At 25.6% G+C, this 13,564-nt stretch carries 28 protein-coding genes; 6 read left to right on the top strand and 22 right to left on the bottom strand.

What is annotated here, in order from left to right:
• The first annotated feature begins 73 nt into the window (after positions 1-73).
• The 5 genes from Q0W06_RS17235 to Q0W06_RS17215 are packed head-to-tail and all read left to right on the top strand — an operon-like array spanning position 74 to position 1,737.
• Positions 74-430: a hypothetical protein gene (locus Q0W06_RS17235; protein WP_297638626.1), complete on the top strand. Its 357-nt coding sequence runs from the start codon at positions 74-76 to the stop codon at positions 428-430.
• A gap of 9 nt (positions 431-439) precedes the next feature.
• Complete coding sequence (locus Q0W06_RS17230; protein WP_297638623.1) at positions 440-670, top strand: hypothetical protein; 231 nt, start codon at positions 440-442, stop codon at positions 668-670.
• Between the two features lie 11 nt (positions 671-681).
• Entirely contained in the window at positions 682-930 is a 249-nt protein-coding gene (locus tag Q0W06_RS17225; protein WP_297638621.1) for a hypothetical protein, read from the top strand.
• Between the two features lies 1 nt (position 931).
• Positions 932-1,405: a hypothetical protein gene (locus Q0W06_RS17220; RefSeq protein ID WP_297638618.1), complete on the top strand. Its 474-nt coding sequence runs from the start codon at positions 932-934 to the stop codon at positions 1,403-1,405.
• Positions 1,406-1,416: 11 nt separating this feature from the next.
• Positions 1,417-1,737, top strand: a complete 321-nt coding sequence (locus Q0W06_RS17215; RefSeq protein WP_297638616.1) for a hypothetical protein — start codon at positions 1,417-1,419, stop codon at positions 1,735-1,737.
• Positions 1,738-1,765: 28 nt separating this feature from the next.
• Here Q0W06_RS17215 and Q0W06_RS17210 read toward each other — a convergent pair whose 3' ends face one another.
• The 13 genes from Q0W06_RS17210 to Q0W06_RS17150 form a co-directional block, all read right to left on the bottom strand.
• Positions 1,766-2,011 carry a hypothetical protein gene (locus tag Q0W06_RS17210; RefSeq protein ID WP_297638613.1) on the bottom strand — a complete coding sequence of 82 codons (246 nt, stop codon included), beginning with the start codon at positions 2,009-2,011 and terminating at the stop codon, positions 1,766-1,768.
• Between the two features lie 109 nt (positions 2,012-2,120).
• Positions 2,121-2,711 carry a hypothetical protein gene (locus tag Q0W06_RS17205; RefSeq protein WP_297638610.1) on the bottom strand — a complete coding sequence of 197 codons (591 nt, stop codon included), beginning with the start codon at positions 2,709-2,711 and terminating at the stop codon, positions 2,121-2,123.
• Positions 2,708-2,869 (bottom strand): hypothetical protein, encoded by a 162-nt coding sequence (locus Q0W06_RS17200; RefSeq protein WP_297638607.1) that lies wholly within the window; start codon positions 2,867-2,869, stop codon positions 2,708-2,710. The genes Q0W06_RS17205 and Q0W06_RS17200 overlap by 4 nt, the downstream gene beginning before the upstream one ends.
• Positions 2,866-3,012, bottom strand: a complete 147-nt coding sequence (locus tag Q0W06_RS17195; RefSeq protein WP_297638604.1) for a hypothetical protein — start codon at positions 3,010-3,012, stop codon at positions 2,866-2,868. The genes Q0W06_RS17200 and Q0W06_RS17195 overlap by 4 nt, the downstream gene beginning before the upstream one ends.
• Positions 3,002-3,703, bottom strand: a complete 702-nt coding sequence (locus Q0W06_RS17190) for an antA/AntB antirepressor family protein (RefSeq protein ID WP_297638601.1) — start codon at positions 3,701-3,703, stop codon at positions 3,002-3,004. Before Q0W06_RS17190 ends, Q0W06_RS17195 begins: the two co-directional genes overlap by 11 nt.
• Before the next feature lie 116 nt (positions 3,704-3,819).
• Positions 3,820-3,972, bottom strand: coding sequence for a hypothetical protein (locus Q0W06_RS17185; protein WP_297638598.1), 153 nt, complete (start codon positions 3,970-3,972; stop codon positions 3,820-3,822).
• On the bottom strand, positions 3,969-4,505 hold the full coding sequence (locus Q0W06_RS17180) for a hypothetical protein (protein ID WP_297638595.1): 537 nt from the start codon (positions 4,503-4,505) through the stop codon (positions 3,969-3,971). The genes Q0W06_RS17185 and Q0W06_RS17180 overlap by 4 nt, the downstream gene beginning before the upstream one ends.
• A gap of 92 nt (positions 4,506-4,597) precedes the next feature.
• Positions 4,598-4,789: a hypothetical protein gene (locus Q0W06_RS17175; RefSeq protein ID WP_297638593.1), complete on the bottom strand. Its 192-nt coding sequence runs from the start codon at positions 4,787-4,789 to the stop codon at positions 4,598-4,600.
• Positions 4,790-4,814: 25 nt separating this feature from the next.
• Positions 4,815-5,168, bottom strand: a complete 354-nt coding sequence (locus Q0W06_RS17170; RefSeq protein WP_297638591.1) for a hypothetical protein — start codon at positions 5,166-5,168, stop codon at positions 4,815-4,817.
• A 47-nt stretch (positions 5,169-5,215) separates the two neighbouring features.
• Entirely contained in the window at positions 5,216-5,662 is a 447-nt protein-coding gene (locus Q0W06_RS17165) for a lysozyme (RefSeq protein ID WP_297638589.1), read from the bottom strand.
• Positions 5,663-5,772: 110 nt separating this feature from the next.
• The gene (locus Q0W06_RS17160; RefSeq protein WP_297638587.1) at positions 5,773-6,069 is read right to left on the bottom strand and encodes a hypothetical protein; all 297 of its coding nucleotides are present in this window, start codon (positions 6,067-6,069) and stop codon (positions 5,773-5,775) included.
• Positions 6,070-6,084: 15 nt separating this feature from the next.
• Complete coding sequence (locus Q0W06_RS17155) at positions 6,085-6,591, bottom strand: hypothetical protein (RefSeq protein WP_297638585.1); 507 nt, start codon at positions 6,589-6,591, stop codon at positions 6,085-6,087.
• A gap of 14 nt (positions 6,592-6,605) precedes the next feature.
• Positions 6,606-7,538, bottom strand: coding sequence for a site-specific integrase (locus Q0W06_RS17150; protein WP_297638583.1), 933 nt, complete (start codon positions 7,536-7,538; stop codon positions 6,606-6,608).
• A gap of 242 nt (positions 7,539-7,780) precedes the next feature.
• Between Q0W06_RS17150 and Q0W06_RS17145 the strand changes: the two genes are divergently transcribed.
• Complete coding sequence (locus tag Q0W06_RS17145; protein WP_297638580.1) at positions 7,781-7,903, top strand: hypothetical protein; 123 nt, start codon at positions 7,781-7,783, stop codon at positions 7,901-7,903.
• Positions 7,904-7,918: 15 nt separating this feature from the next.
• Here the strand turns inward: Q0W06_RS17145 and Q0W06_RS17140 are convergent, their stop codons facing one another.
• The 9 genes from Q0W06_RS17140 to Q0W06_RS17100 all read right to left on the bottom strand — a co-directional run.
• A complete protein-coding gene (locus Q0W06_RS17140; RefSeq protein ID WP_297638578.1) occupies positions 7,919-8,911 on the bottom strand; it encodes a hypothetical protein in 993 nt (330 codons plus the stop codon).
• Positions 8,898-9,476 carry a hypothetical protein gene (locus tag Q0W06_RS17135; RefSeq protein ID WP_297638576.1) on the bottom strand — a complete coding sequence of 193 codons (579 nt, stop codon included), beginning with the start codon at positions 9,474-9,476 and terminating at the stop codon, positions 8,898-8,900. The genes Q0W06_RS17140 and Q0W06_RS17135 overlap by 14 nt, the downstream gene beginning before the upstream one ends.
• 22 nt (positions 9,477-9,498) lie before the next feature.
• Entirely contained in the window at positions 9,499-10,602 is a 1,104-nt protein-coding gene (locus tag Q0W06_RS17130) for a baseplate J/gp47 family protein (protein WP_297638573.1), read from the bottom strand.
• Positions 10,595-10,963, bottom strand: coding sequence for a hypothetical protein (locus Q0W06_RS17125; protein WP_297638571.1), 369 nt, complete (start codon positions 10,961-10,963; stop codon positions 10,595-10,597). The genes Q0W06_RS17130 and Q0W06_RS17125 overlap by 8 nt, the downstream gene beginning before the upstream one ends.
• Before the next feature lie 11 nt (positions 10,964-10,974).
• Positions 10,975-11,541, bottom strand: a complete 567-nt coding sequence (locus Q0W06_RS17120) for a hypothetical protein (RefSeq protein ID WP_297638569.1) — start codon at positions 11,539-11,541, stop codon at positions 10,975-10,977.
• Complete coding sequence (locus Q0W06_RS17115) at positions 11,534-12,373, bottom strand: hypothetical protein (protein ID WP_297638567.1); 840 nt, start codon at positions 12,371-12,373, stop codon at positions 11,534-11,536. Before Q0W06_RS17115 ends, Q0W06_RS17120 begins: the two co-directional genes overlap by 8 nt.
• A gap of 1 nt (position 12,374) precedes the next feature.
• Positions 12,375-12,707 carry a hypothetical protein gene (locus Q0W06_RS17110; RefSeq protein ID WP_297638565.1) on the bottom strand — a complete coding sequence of 111 codons (333 nt, stop codon included), beginning with the start codon at positions 12,705-12,707 and terminating at the stop codon, positions 12,375-12,377.
• Positions 12,708-12,719: 12 nt separating this feature from the next.
• Entirely contained in the window at positions 12,720-13,244 is a 525-nt protein-coding gene (locus Q0W06_RS17105) for a phage baseplate protein (protein WP_297638563.1), read from the bottom strand.
• Between the two features lie 22 nt (positions 13,245-13,266).
• The coding region (locus Q0W06_RS17100) for a hypothetical protein (protein ID WP_297638561.1) at positions 13,267-13,564 on the bottom strand (298 nt) is incomplete at its 5' end.

Genomic DNA, 13,564 nt, shown 5'->3' with positions numbered 1-13,564 from the left:
TTTTAAATGTTTTTAGGTACATTTTATTGAAAGAATTATAAAAAGCTTTAAAAACGATTTTAGGAGGTATAAAATGCAAGTAAAAATTAAATATAAAAATGGTTTTTATTTTTCTTATGAATGTGTATGGGCTAAATATGATTGTTACAGGGATAAATTACATTTGTTAATAGATAATGAAATTTTAAAATCAATGAATATGTCTTATTTAATAAAAAAAAATAGCGATAAAAATCACAGCGATTTAATAATAGATACTACTGGATTAAAAAGTTTAAAATTTGGAGAAGTTGAAATTTTAGAAAAAAATATTATAATAAGATATTTTAGAAATATGTCAAGAAATGTAGGTATTTTTGGAATACATGGTATTAAAGTTGGAATTTTTAATAGAATTTTATTAGGTTTTAAAAGAGATAGAGATTTTTAGGAGGTTTACATGGGACAACTAACAAAAGAAAACGAATTAAGAATAAATCAATTGGAGATTATTAGAGAAATAAATTTTAAATTAATAAAGATAGTTGAAAAGCAGCATGTTGATTTTATTTTATCTGGTAGGCATGATATGAAAGAAATTCTTAGAGATAAAATAGATATATTAAAAAAAGAGAATGAAGAACATCAGGATAACATAAATTTTATTTATAAATATAACAAAATAAGATAATAGGAGATAAAATGTATATAAGAGTAGGAAATAGAAAAATATTAGTAAATCATGTGGAATTTATTCCAGAAAAAACTTTAATAGGTTCAATTAAAACCGACAATGAAATAAAAATAAATAATGAAATTTTAATTGCTAAAACATATGCTAGAGATATAAGACAAATAGATATACTTCATACAACCATTCAACTTCATAAAGATTGGTATGAAATACCTTATGATTTTGATAAAATAAAGAAAGTGCTAGAGGACATGTAAAATGGCAAAAGTAGAAGAATATGTAGAAAAATTCGATAATGATTTTGAAAAAGAATTTTACGAATATTTAACAAGTAAACACATACCTTTCAAATATCATAAAAAAATAAATTTAATAGAAAAATCACAATATGGAAAAGCAATAGATTGGAACATAGATTTTTATATAGAATCATTGGATATTTATATAGATATGAAAGGATTAAATAAAACTATATTATATGAAAATCTTAAAAAAAGATTATTTAAAGAAAAATATGGAGATAAAATATATTTCTTGTGTGAATCTCCAGCATGGTATCAAAGGGAGTTTGGAAAGAAGTATATAGAGTATGAAGTTAAGAATAAAATAGATGTTCTTGTTAGAGCTTTTAAGAAGAAATATGAGATTTCAAGAATGAATGATAAAATTGATATAAAAGAACTGATAACAAAAATTAAGGAAAAAGAATTATTACCATTTGATAAAATATGAGGTGATTAAAAGTGATTGAAAAAATAATGATAGGTATATTCATTTTAATGTTAATAGTTTTAATTTTACAAGCTATAAGTGATTTACAAAAAATATATTATAATTATAAAAATTATAATAAAATGAAAAAATATAAAGGTAGATATGTTTTGATAAGAATTATTAGAGATAACGAAGGTAAATATAAAGATTTATATTATGTTAGTTATTTAAGCAAAGGAAGGTTTTCTTCTAGTCCTGAAATATCAAAGGCTTTATTTTTCAATAATCAGAAAGAAGCTTTTTTGAAGTTAAGAGAATATGATTGGGATATGTCTATACTACAAATATAAAAAATAAAGAGGGAAAAATCCCTCTTTTTTAATTATTATTTAATAAGAAATCAGTAACTTTCTTTTTAAATTCATCAAAATTTTCATCTTCTGCGTAAACTTCAACTTCTCCAAAACTGTCGATATTATAAAATGAGTATGTATTTTTATTTTCTATAAACCTAACATAATCTGTATTAAAAGATAATTCTCCATCATGTTCATCTTTTTGATATACAAAACCATCATCTAAAGCCACCTTATAATCATCTAATTTGTTAAAATCAAATCCCATTATTTACCCTCCATTATATATACTCTTTCAATTTCATTTTCTTTTAATATTACACTAACATATCCAGCAGCAATTATAACTAATAAAAATATTAATATTAATTTTTTCATTATTCACACTCCAATAACTCATTAATTTCATTTACTAGGTCATGAGCTATGTCCTCATTAAAATATTTTTTTTCATTTTCAATAGTTTTATAATTATCTGTAGCAAAATATTTATTTGTATTAACGTCTTGTAAAATCATAGTTCTGCAATCTCGACTCCTTTCACAAGCCAATCTTTTTATATCTGCTAAAACTTCATCTTTAGTTCTTAGAGGTTTATATTCAAATTTAAATCCCATAGATTTAGCTATTTCAAATATGTGTACTATAGATGATTTTATTCTAGTGTCAACTTTATATAAAATTTTGAAATTATATGCTATGGACAATGTTTTTTCTTTTGTATTAAATGCCATAAATAAACCTTTACCATTCTCTAACCCATCTAAATCCTCTAACTTCCTAACAATTCTTACCTCTTTCATTTTATCCTCCTCTATTATTTCGAATCTTTCTTTATCAACACACAGATAACCTAAACCTTCAATCACAATTATATAACTATCGCTAGTTTCTCTGATAACTTCGTATGCTTCATTTCTTTTAAGCAAATGTTCATAAAACCAATTGTCTATACATCTTACTTTCATTCTTTCTCCTTATCAACCTTCTTAAAATAACCTTCTATACAATCGAAATTCGTATCACAAACTACCAAACACCCTTCATATGAATGCAAATCACATTTGTAGCAAGATAGTATAGCGACGTCTCTAACTAATTTATAATCTTTTATATCAAGTTTCATCTTTCCTCCTTTAACTTTTCCAAAGCTCTGATTATAACCTCTGCTACTCTTTCATCTGATTTGGTTTTCAGGTGAGAAGAGAGGAGTTTTATTTTCTCCCTCTCCTCTTCTGTTGTAGCAATTAGATATTTCTTAAATTCCATCTCTACCAACACCTTTGAATAAGTTTAATATAAAATCTCTGCCAATTTGAGTGAATTTTCTATCGTATATAACTTTGCCGTTATCTAGTACAGTTTGTTTTATGCTCTCATAACCTGCATTGGAATATTTGGCAGTTAAAACCCAAGTGTTGTTTACTTTGTATTGGATTTTTTTATCCGACAAAAGTTTGTTTAACTCTGTAGCTGATTTTAAACCTAACTCTTTAGCTATCTCTGTACTTGTGTAAAGCTTGTTGACATGTGTTAAAACTTCTATTTTATCCTCTAAAGGCTTCACATACTCTACTTGATATTGATTTAAGGCTAAAGCTCTATCTGTTTCGGAATTTGATTTTATAATGTTTAGTAGCAAGCTATCCTTGTTTGATAAAACTTGCACCAACTTTTTTTCGCACTCTATAAAGTATCTTCTCACTTTTCTTCCTTTATCGTTATTTTCAACCATTGATAATTCTTTAGCCATATCTAACTTCAAGATGTAGTCGTGCTTCCAATTTTTACCCTCCATAAATTTGTGGAGCGTGAAATCTTCGTCTTCCACAAACCCATACTTTTCTATTCTGCTTTTTATCCAAGTTGTAAAATCTTGTTTGCTCTCTAAAATCTTGTGCAATTCTCTAGCACTTACTAGATTTACACCTTTTTCGTTTTTTATTTTTATAAGTTCCATATAAACCTCCTAACTCTTGATAATTAAAGTATATATCATTATATATTAAAAGCAAATAGTTTTTAAAATATTTTTAAAAAATAAAAAAGAGATAGGAAAAACCTATCTCTAATCTATTAAATACTTTTTAATGCTTCTTTTAGGAAGTTCATTTCAGGTTCAGTATAAGCTTTAAACTCATAAACCTTATACCCATCATATTCTTTGTATTTATCAGCATTAGCTCCAAACATATTTCTTGCTATTGTATCGAAGTCTAATTTATTCATCTTTTCCCTCCGTTACGAATGTTGTTTGTTTCTATTTTAACTTCATTATCTTGCTTTATTTCTGATTCTTTAACTTCTGTCTTTACTTCTTCTACCATTTTGTTTTTAAGTGCCTTATATTGTTCTTCAGTAATTTCTTTATAACCTATTGTAACAAATTTTTGAGTTATAAGAGATATTTTTTGATTATTTATATCAACTACAACTTTATCTAAAGTCATATCATCTGTTAGAATATATTTTATCGCTGAAAACATAGGCTTTTCAAATTTAACATGAACTAAAACTTCATTAGGAACATTTTGAGGTAGCTCTGTATTGTTTTTATATAATTCATCTATAATTACTAAAGTATCTTTATTACACTTTGCACAATCTATATGTAATCCAACATTTAATGTAGGAGAAACTCCAGCATTATTTGGAAAAGGTCTATATTCTGGATTAGCTTGAACCACAGTTTTTATAATCATATGTTTCATATCATCATTATCACAATGTTTACATTTAAAAAGTATTTTATTTTCTTCCACTTTTTACCACTCCCATTTTTAATATTATAATATAATATTTATTTATAAAAATAAAGTGCCTATATAGTGCCTATATAGTGCCTACTTAGTGCCTACTTAGTGCCTATTTTTTCATCATTGCTTTCTTTTAATGTTTTTAAAAAATTTTTAATGGACCTTCTTATAAAACAAGAACATGAAATTAATTCATGTTCTTTCTCACTTAGCTTTTGTATAGCTCTATCTATTTCATCCAATACTTGTGGTTCTTCATAAAAAACGACTCTTTTCTTCTTTTGAACCATGTATTATACCCCTTTTGATTATTTTTTATTTTCTCATTAATATATCTATTAATTTTTCTATTTTATCATTAAGCATATCTATTTTTTTATTTTGTGTTTCTATTATGGAGTTAAATTCTCTCCTAGTAACATAATAGTCAGAAAGACTTTCTCTTGATTTTTTTAATATTTGTATGTCTGTTGCTGCATTTTCTGAAAATTGTTTTAATAAAGTTACGTCTTTTTCAGTATTTTTTAAAGATGAAACTTCTGTAACTGTAATATTTGAAGATTGTTTTAATATAGATACTTCTTTTTCTAAATAATTAATTTTTGTAAAAGCTCCAGTAATAGTAGCAATAATTAAAGCTGCTATAATCTCTTTTATGTATTTTGTCATATTTATAAGAACACCCCTTTTTACTTTCTCAGGGTAAAAGGTAGTTATTATTTTACTAAATAAACTGGATAACAATTAAATAAATTCCTTTCAGATTCTCTTCTTCTAGTCAAGCCAGCAAGAACTTTTTTATTTGCTCTATTCCATCTTATAAATTCTTGACTAGCTCCATAGTAGTCTTTATTATTTAACATCTTTAAAAGAGTTGAGCTTGACAAATTACCTTCTCCTAAGTTATATGCAAAACTAACTAAGGCATCAAATTGAGATTGGTTTAAATCAACTTTTACAAGTTTTAATACAGATTTTTCAAACTTCTCTACATCTAATTTTAAAAGTTCTTCAGCTTTTTCTTTAGTAATTTTCATTCCAGAAGTAACACCTTTTGTAGTTCCATAACCTATTGTCCATACTCCAGATGGACATTTATATGCTTCTAATTTTAATCCTTCAAAGTGCTTTATTAATTCTAGTCCTCTTTCTGACATTTTCATGTTATCAATCCTCCATTTTTACCAAAACTTAAATAATTCTTTAATAGAGTGAGCCTTTTTATAGACTCTTAACTCTATTAATTTTTTCTTGTAATTCAAAGGATCTATTTTTATTTCAAATCCTTGCCCTTTGATTTTTGTTCTAAACCCACATCAATTTTTAATTTTTCTGTTGCTTTTGATAATTGTTCATTTGATATAATAGAAGTATCTCCATTTACATCTTGTTGTCTTAACCCTTTTTCAAAGGCATCTAAATGGTCAGCTATTGCTATTGCTAATTTTTTAGGTATCTTTTCTCCAACTTTCCTACCCATTAAATGAGTTTTAGCAACTGGTATAAATGATCCTATTATAACCCCTAACCCTACGAGTATGACTTCTTTATGTTCTACTAAAAATTCCATAAAAACACGCCTCCTTTATATTAAAACTATCTTTGATACCCAACCTATTCTAAGTTCAATTTCTATAATTTCTTTTTCTATTTCGCTAGTATCGAAATTATATTTAATTCTTTTTTCTCTTTGTTCATTTAATTCTATAAATCTATCTTCTAATCTTCTTATTTCATTTGAAATATCTTCTTGTGTTGCTCCTTCTTGCCATTCTCTTAGTTCACTATTCCAAACTCTTTTTAATAAATTGTCTGGTGGTTCTACTGTATATATTATTCCACCTTCAATGTATTCTCCATCCGTTAAAGGAATTATCCCTTCTATTTTTTTCATAGATTCAGATTTTTCTTTTATTTCTCCATTAGAATCTAAATATGGATAAGGTATTAATCTATCAGTTGCAATTAATGTATTATTCCATTTATCATACCAACTGATAGGATTTTCCATAAAATTTTTTATATGACCATTTATTTCTATTGGTTCTTTATTTATATCTTTAGAATCATAAATATAAATTTTTTCTAACATTGTTTTCACTCCTTTTATAATCCGTATGATTTTTTTAATTTATGTATAGAATCTCTATTTTCTTCAGTAGTTTTATTTTTTATATAGTGATCCTTTGTAGTTTTAGAATCATTGTGATTAGCATACTCTGCTGCTAATTCTATACCACCCATATTATATAATAGATTTATAGCAGTTTTACGCAATGTATGAGGATATAATTTATCATAACCAATTAACAATCCTATCTTTTTTATTTTAGCTCTTATAGTTGATTGTGTCATTGGAGCTTTTTTATTTCTATTTGAGAAAAATAAATAATCTTCATTTTTTATATTATTCATATAAATATAATCTTTTAATATTTTTGATGTATTCTCGAAAAACATCAAATCTACTATTTTCCCATACTTTTCCTTTACACCTTTTATTATACCACTATTAAAATCTATTTGGCCAACTTTTATTGATTGTATAGCTGATATTCTAGCTCCACAATCTAGAAATAATTCCCACATTAATCTTTCATCCATTTTAAAGTTTTCATACTTCATCATTACTTTGGCTTCTATAATCTCCTGAGTGCTTAAAAAATAACTCTCTCTCCTTTTGGTTTGTTCACTTTTCTTTAATCTATCTAATTTAGTTTGAAAAGGATGGTACTCTATTATATTTCTTTTCACACACCAAATATAAAAACTACTAATAGCAGTTATCTTATTATTAATAGTTTGATTATTGTTTCCTCTATCTCTGCAATCACTAATGTATCTTTCTAAAATATTAACACAATCCTTTATCATTTTTTCAGATATAATCATTATGTCATTTTCATTTTCTTTTAAATAATTAAAAAAATCATTTATTCTACTTTTGTACATCTTATAAGTTGTTTCGAAAGTTTCATAATTTCTGGCTTTATTTGATTTTAAATATTCGTCATAAATTTTTACATTTTCTTGATACATTTTTAATCACCTCCTTTAATTTTTTTTATTTTTTTAGGTATAGATTACAGAATTTAGGTACTCATTCGGTTTTTAATTGTGAAGTCTTAGATAGTAATCTAGTTTACGAAGCTTATTTAAATGTAAATAATAAATTTGCATTTTTAGATATTAGACTAAAAACAGGTATAGCAGGAACAAACAATTATAGAGATATTATAAGAATACCCAGTAACATTAAAATTCTATATGGGTCTGAATATATGGCTAATGGATTAAATATTCATGTAACATCTAATATAATTAAGTGTAGAACCGAGGATTATATTCCTAAATTTAGTTGGGGAGCTATGGTACAAATCCCTATTTGTGTTGAACTAATGTAATATAATTTTCTAGAATTATAGAAAAAGATGTAACTTATAAACCTTGATTTCTCCTTCTACATCTGTACCTTCTCGATTCCATCGCCATATAGTACCATCATAAGTTACATTAACAGTTCCTTGGAATATATTCATTTTACACGAAGTTATCAATCTACTGAATGGTATTATAATTATTTTTGAATCGAATATTTCTTTTTCACCTCCAGAAGTAGCAACAGCTAAATAAACATCTCCAACTTTTGCATTGGGATCACTAGAAGCTGTTAATACTGGAGTAAGAACATTCGTTTTAAATATACTTAAATTCCGTAATCTATTTAACAACTCATTGTTATCAAACTTTTCAAAAATATTTGATAAATTAGTAGTCGTTGTAGAATTTTCTTTACATTTGAACAATCCTTCTTGATTTTTATCTTTATAATAGAAATTAGCTTTTTTAGTTCCAACATCTTGTATATATTCAATCTCTGGGTCATAAGGTATTCCAGCATTAGCTCTATTATCTGTATCTAGTTGTTTTATTGTTCTATGAGTTCCACCAGTTAATACTCCAATAATTTCTGCTGTTTTTTGTGTAAAATTAAGATTTAAAAATATTTTTTCTTTAGATACTAGACTTCCAATATTTACTGTATCTTGTGCATTTTTTATTGTATATGTATTACCATTAAATCTTATCAAAGGACCTTTTTTTGTATTAGTTTCATTTGGAACTAAACATAATTTTAAATCTGTAAATGTAAAATCTTCACTTCCTTCTATTACAATATTATATATTTCATTTTGTCCTTCTGTAATTCTTGTTCCATTAACTTCATAAATAGAGTTTCTTTGTATATTATTAAAATTTTCTGCTGTTTCTGGAGTTCCTTCTTGATATGTTACACCAGGAAGGAATCTTATTGTTTTAGTTTCTTCAGTTAAATCTTCATTTATAACTTTGTATCTTTCTGGATATTCAACTTTTAGATCCTTAAAATTTGTTAATTTACCATTTGCCATTATTATCACCTCTATTTTTAAGAGTTTCATCTATAACCCTTAAATAATCTTTATTAATATTTCTAATACCAGTTTTATTATGCTCTCCAATAAGCTCATAAGGAATATAAGACTCTTGGCTAACTTCCCATATAGTTTTTACACCACAACTATATACACTATCTAAATCAAACAATAAATCTGTATCTGAACCAGCTGGAATAGTTATAAATAATTTCATTAAAGCTTTTTGAGGTGGATTTAAATTCCATCCTTCTACTGCTTCTACTCTATATCCAGTAACTAATTTTATTAATTCTATGTATGGATTAAGAGTTGGAATAAAGTTGTTTTTAGCTTCCTCTATTCTTATTTTATTTTTATAACCTTCATCAACTAAATTTCCTCTATTAACTCCATAGCTAATACCATAGTTATCTAACATTTCTCCAGATAATTTATCTAATACCTCAGTATATATATATGGTTCTTGTTCTTTTTCTAATAAATCAAATATACTACCTAAAGCTATATATAATTTTTTTAAATCATCACTTTTTAAAACATCTGGTAATCTTGACCACATTCTTTCAAATGATCCTCCCATATTATACCACAGCCTTTTCAAAAACATCCATTTTTAAACTTGAAAAATAAGTTGAATTATTTCTACTAAAATGTACTTCCAAGTTCGTTACTCCTGAAACATCAATGCTATGTCTTATTTTTTCAACTACTGCAAATGATGTCAGATTTTCATTTATTCTAGAATTTTGAATATATTCTTCTATAATTGCATTAGCTTGATTAGTAGATATAGAACCATCTAGTATTATTTTATATTTAACATTAACATAAGTTGGTCTTGAAAATATTACAGTTCTATCAGTTCCTTGAACATCTTTTATAGTTACTGTAACTCCTCCAGTTTCTTCAATAGCTCTATCTGTTTTCCTAAATATAGCATTTGCTATATCAATATCAGCTCCACCATCAACATAATATCTACGAGAACGAGAAGGCATTTCTAAACCTCCTACACTTACTGGAATATCTTTATCATTTTCTAAAACTTTACAGCTTTTAACACCATTAACTAAATTTATTTCAGAATATATTCCATCAGTATTCCAATATGATCCAGAATTTCTTGTAGTTTCCCATCTAAATCTATATTCTACATCTGTTTCTTTATCAGCTCCACCTTCTGTATCTTTTTCATTTGTTCCTGAAATTAACCCAGATATTGGAGTTTTAATATTATTTATAGTATTAGCTTTTACATTGCTATCTTTACCATAATTTTCAGCTTCTATTGGTATTATAGCTGTTCCTGTTTCATCTACTGTAAAGTTTTCAGTATTAACAAAAGTATTTCCTTTATTATCTTCAAATTTAACTTCTCCAGCTAATGCTGATGTATTAGGAATACTATTTGTAGTTTTCCAAAATCCTTTACTTTTAGATTGTTTTTTTCGTGGAAAATTTCTGTTTTGTAAAATTATATCTAAATCATTACCTTCAGCTTTTAAATAATTATTTTTTTCTAAATTACTTTGTTGTCTTTCTTCTATTCTCTTAACTTCCTCCATAACAGGAAGCAATACTTTATACATATTTGATTCAGTTGTAAATTTCAACTCTGGATATTGTGCAATTAAAGTATTTGCGAATAAATTTTCTATTTGTTCCCAGCTTCTAAGTTTAAACAATATTACTCACCTCTTGTTTTATATAATCGTTATCAAATATACTTTTAAATTCAAAAGTTATATTTAATGTTCTATTATTTTTATCAGAAATTATATTTATATTTTTTACGTCTTCTACTTCTTTATAGTAATTTTTAATTTGATTATAAATATAAGTGCTTTTAAATTCATCTTTTACAGTTCCATCTAATAAAAATTCATAGTCTAATCCTTGATTTATATCATAATCTAATTCTCCATCATCATATCCATTACTTGCTCTAATAGATAAAAATACTCCTAATCTACTTCTTAGAGCTTTATTATCTGTTGCTATTTCAAAATTAAAACCACCTTGACTATCTATATATAAATCTTGCATTTAATCACCTCTTATTCTGGTTTCTGAGAAGGAGTAGGGCTTCCAGTTCCTGGATTATATTTATGTGTATGATTTTGTAAAGAAATTTTACCAGATACAATATCTTCAGTAGAATTTATTCCACCTTCTTGTGTTATATTTCCTTTAAGTTTTATATCTCCTTCCATAGTTATATTTCCATTTATTTTAATATCTCCAGTGATCTCAAAATCCATTTCAGGAACTTTCACTCCATCTGTTTCTGTTAGCGCTAATATCGGTAAAATAACGCAATTAGTAAATGAGAATTGTTTTGTACTGTTAATTTGTCCAACTGCTCCAGTTGAAATATAATTAGATAAATCTAATTGAGAAAACAAAGCTTGAAATCTTTGTCCTTTTTGCACTTTAAACTTTATATTTTTAGTTTTAGAGCCTATCGGCATAAAAGGGCACTTAACTATAAGAGGTAATTCTAACTCGTTGAAAATAAGAGGTTTTACAGTGCACAAATTATTATTGTTATCTACTTCAATTATTTCAACTGGCATAGTTACCATTATTTTACTTAAAAAATACATCATTATTTCTTCATTCATTTTTATCCATTCTCCTAACTTTATATTCCGCTTCATAATCATCTATTTCCATTTCAATTACTTGTCCAGTTAATTCAATATTATCTCCTTTGATTACTATTATTGAATTTTTCTTTATAAGTGGAATAGCTAATGCTTTTAATTTATGTGTATATAAAGTTTCTTTATCATTTTTTTTACCATTCTTTTTATATAAAGCTCTTATTGCTACTTGTGGTTCTTCTAATAATCCACTTTCATAGTCTAATAATACAGCTAAATTTTTATTTACATCATCTATATAGACATATAGTTCTTTTCCTTCTATTTTTAATTTACTTCCACAATCTTTTACTAAATCTCTTATTTCGTTCAAAGGTTTACCATAGATACAATATCCAGTAGTAAAATTTTTATCTTGCTTTAGATCTAATTGTTTTATTGTTAATCCTGACCTTTTAGCAATATCTTCTATAATATATTTTGCTCCAGTATTTGCATTATAACTAACAGAAAAACTTTTAAATATAAGAGAATCTTGCTCTATACAACTTATTTTAAGTATTTTATCAACACCTTTAATTTTAAACTCATATTTATCTAAAAAACCACTAAAGAATACTTCTAATTCTCCAGCATACCCGAAACTAAAAACTATCGGGTCTAATTGCTGGATGTTAGTTAATATTTCTTCATCTGGATTATATATTTCAACTTCTAATCTTCCAGGATCATCATAATTTCTTATTTCATATCCCCACTCTATTGTTAATCCTTTACCATAAACAGGGTCATCAACAGTAGTATAAACATAATCTTTAATTCTACATTCACAATCTCTTTTAAATAACATTTTAATCAACTTCCTTTACAAATAAAAATACCTTTGTAGAGAAATTTTCTAAAGTTAATTCAACTTCTTTTCCGTCAATAGTTGTAGGTATTAAATAAGCACTTGGCATATCTTTATTAAAATTATTTAAATTATCTTTGTATAGATAATAAAATAAAGGTACTCCAAACACCATTTTTTCCCCTACTGCTATTTCTTCTCCAAACTCATCTGATAAATCACAAACAATTCTATTGTCATATCCTCTATAATTTAATGTTAAAATAAATGTTTTATCTTTTATTTTAAATTTATAATCACAAGGTATATCAGTATTTTTAATGTCTAAAATCATATAATAGCTCCTTTACTTAGGGTAATCTGGTCTTTTAACTCCCATTTCTTTCAATTCTTTTTGTCCTATTATTTTTTTCTTCTTTTTTGTTGCTGCTGTTTTTAAACTTTTATCTGGTTGAATAGATGTTTTTACTAATTTTAAAGTTGCAAAATTAACAGCCTTTAGAATCATAGTAAATTGGATGAAATTATCTCCTCTTTCATCTTCTTCAATTTTTATTATTGCAAATTCTTCATCAAATTTATTACTTCCAAATAATCTTTTAAGAACAGAAAAACCAGTAGAATTTAATTCTATTATTTCAGCATTTTCAGCCATTTCATATAATTTATCAAATCTCTGTTCTTTATCTCTTGTAAAAACTCCATCTTCAATTATGCAATCTAAAGGTATAGTCCTATTTTTTATGTGAACATGAGAAGTTAAATCTTTTTTAGCTCCACCTTGAATAGTGTGTTCAGTTACATTACCTTCTAAATTCTTAGGAACAAAACTCACCCAATCTATTTTTATACCATTCAAAGATATTTGCATTTATTAATCACCTCCCATTATTTTATGTAAGTCCTATATCTAACATCTTTTTTCTTTCATAATCTTGTATAGTTTCATTTACTACTTTTTTTACATTTTTATCTAAAATTACATTTAATTCTTCTGAATCTGAATTAATATTAACATCAAATGTATGATTTACTGTTTTTTCTGATTTATCATTTTTAAAATCATAGTTTTCATTTATGTTTTTATTTATTGTGTTTATATTTTCAGTATTGTATTTTTCATTAGAAATTATAGATTCCTCAACACTTTTATTTATATTTTCATTAGTTTTCAAATTTTCATCTAATTTT

Source organism: uncultured Clostridium sp. (assembly GCF_947072515.1).
GTDB lineage: Bacteria > Bacillota > Clostridia > Clostridiales > Clostridiaceae > Clostridium.
The sequence above is the reverse complement of the archived record's forward strand: the minus strand, read 5'-3'. Positions and strand labels throughout refer to the sequence as shown.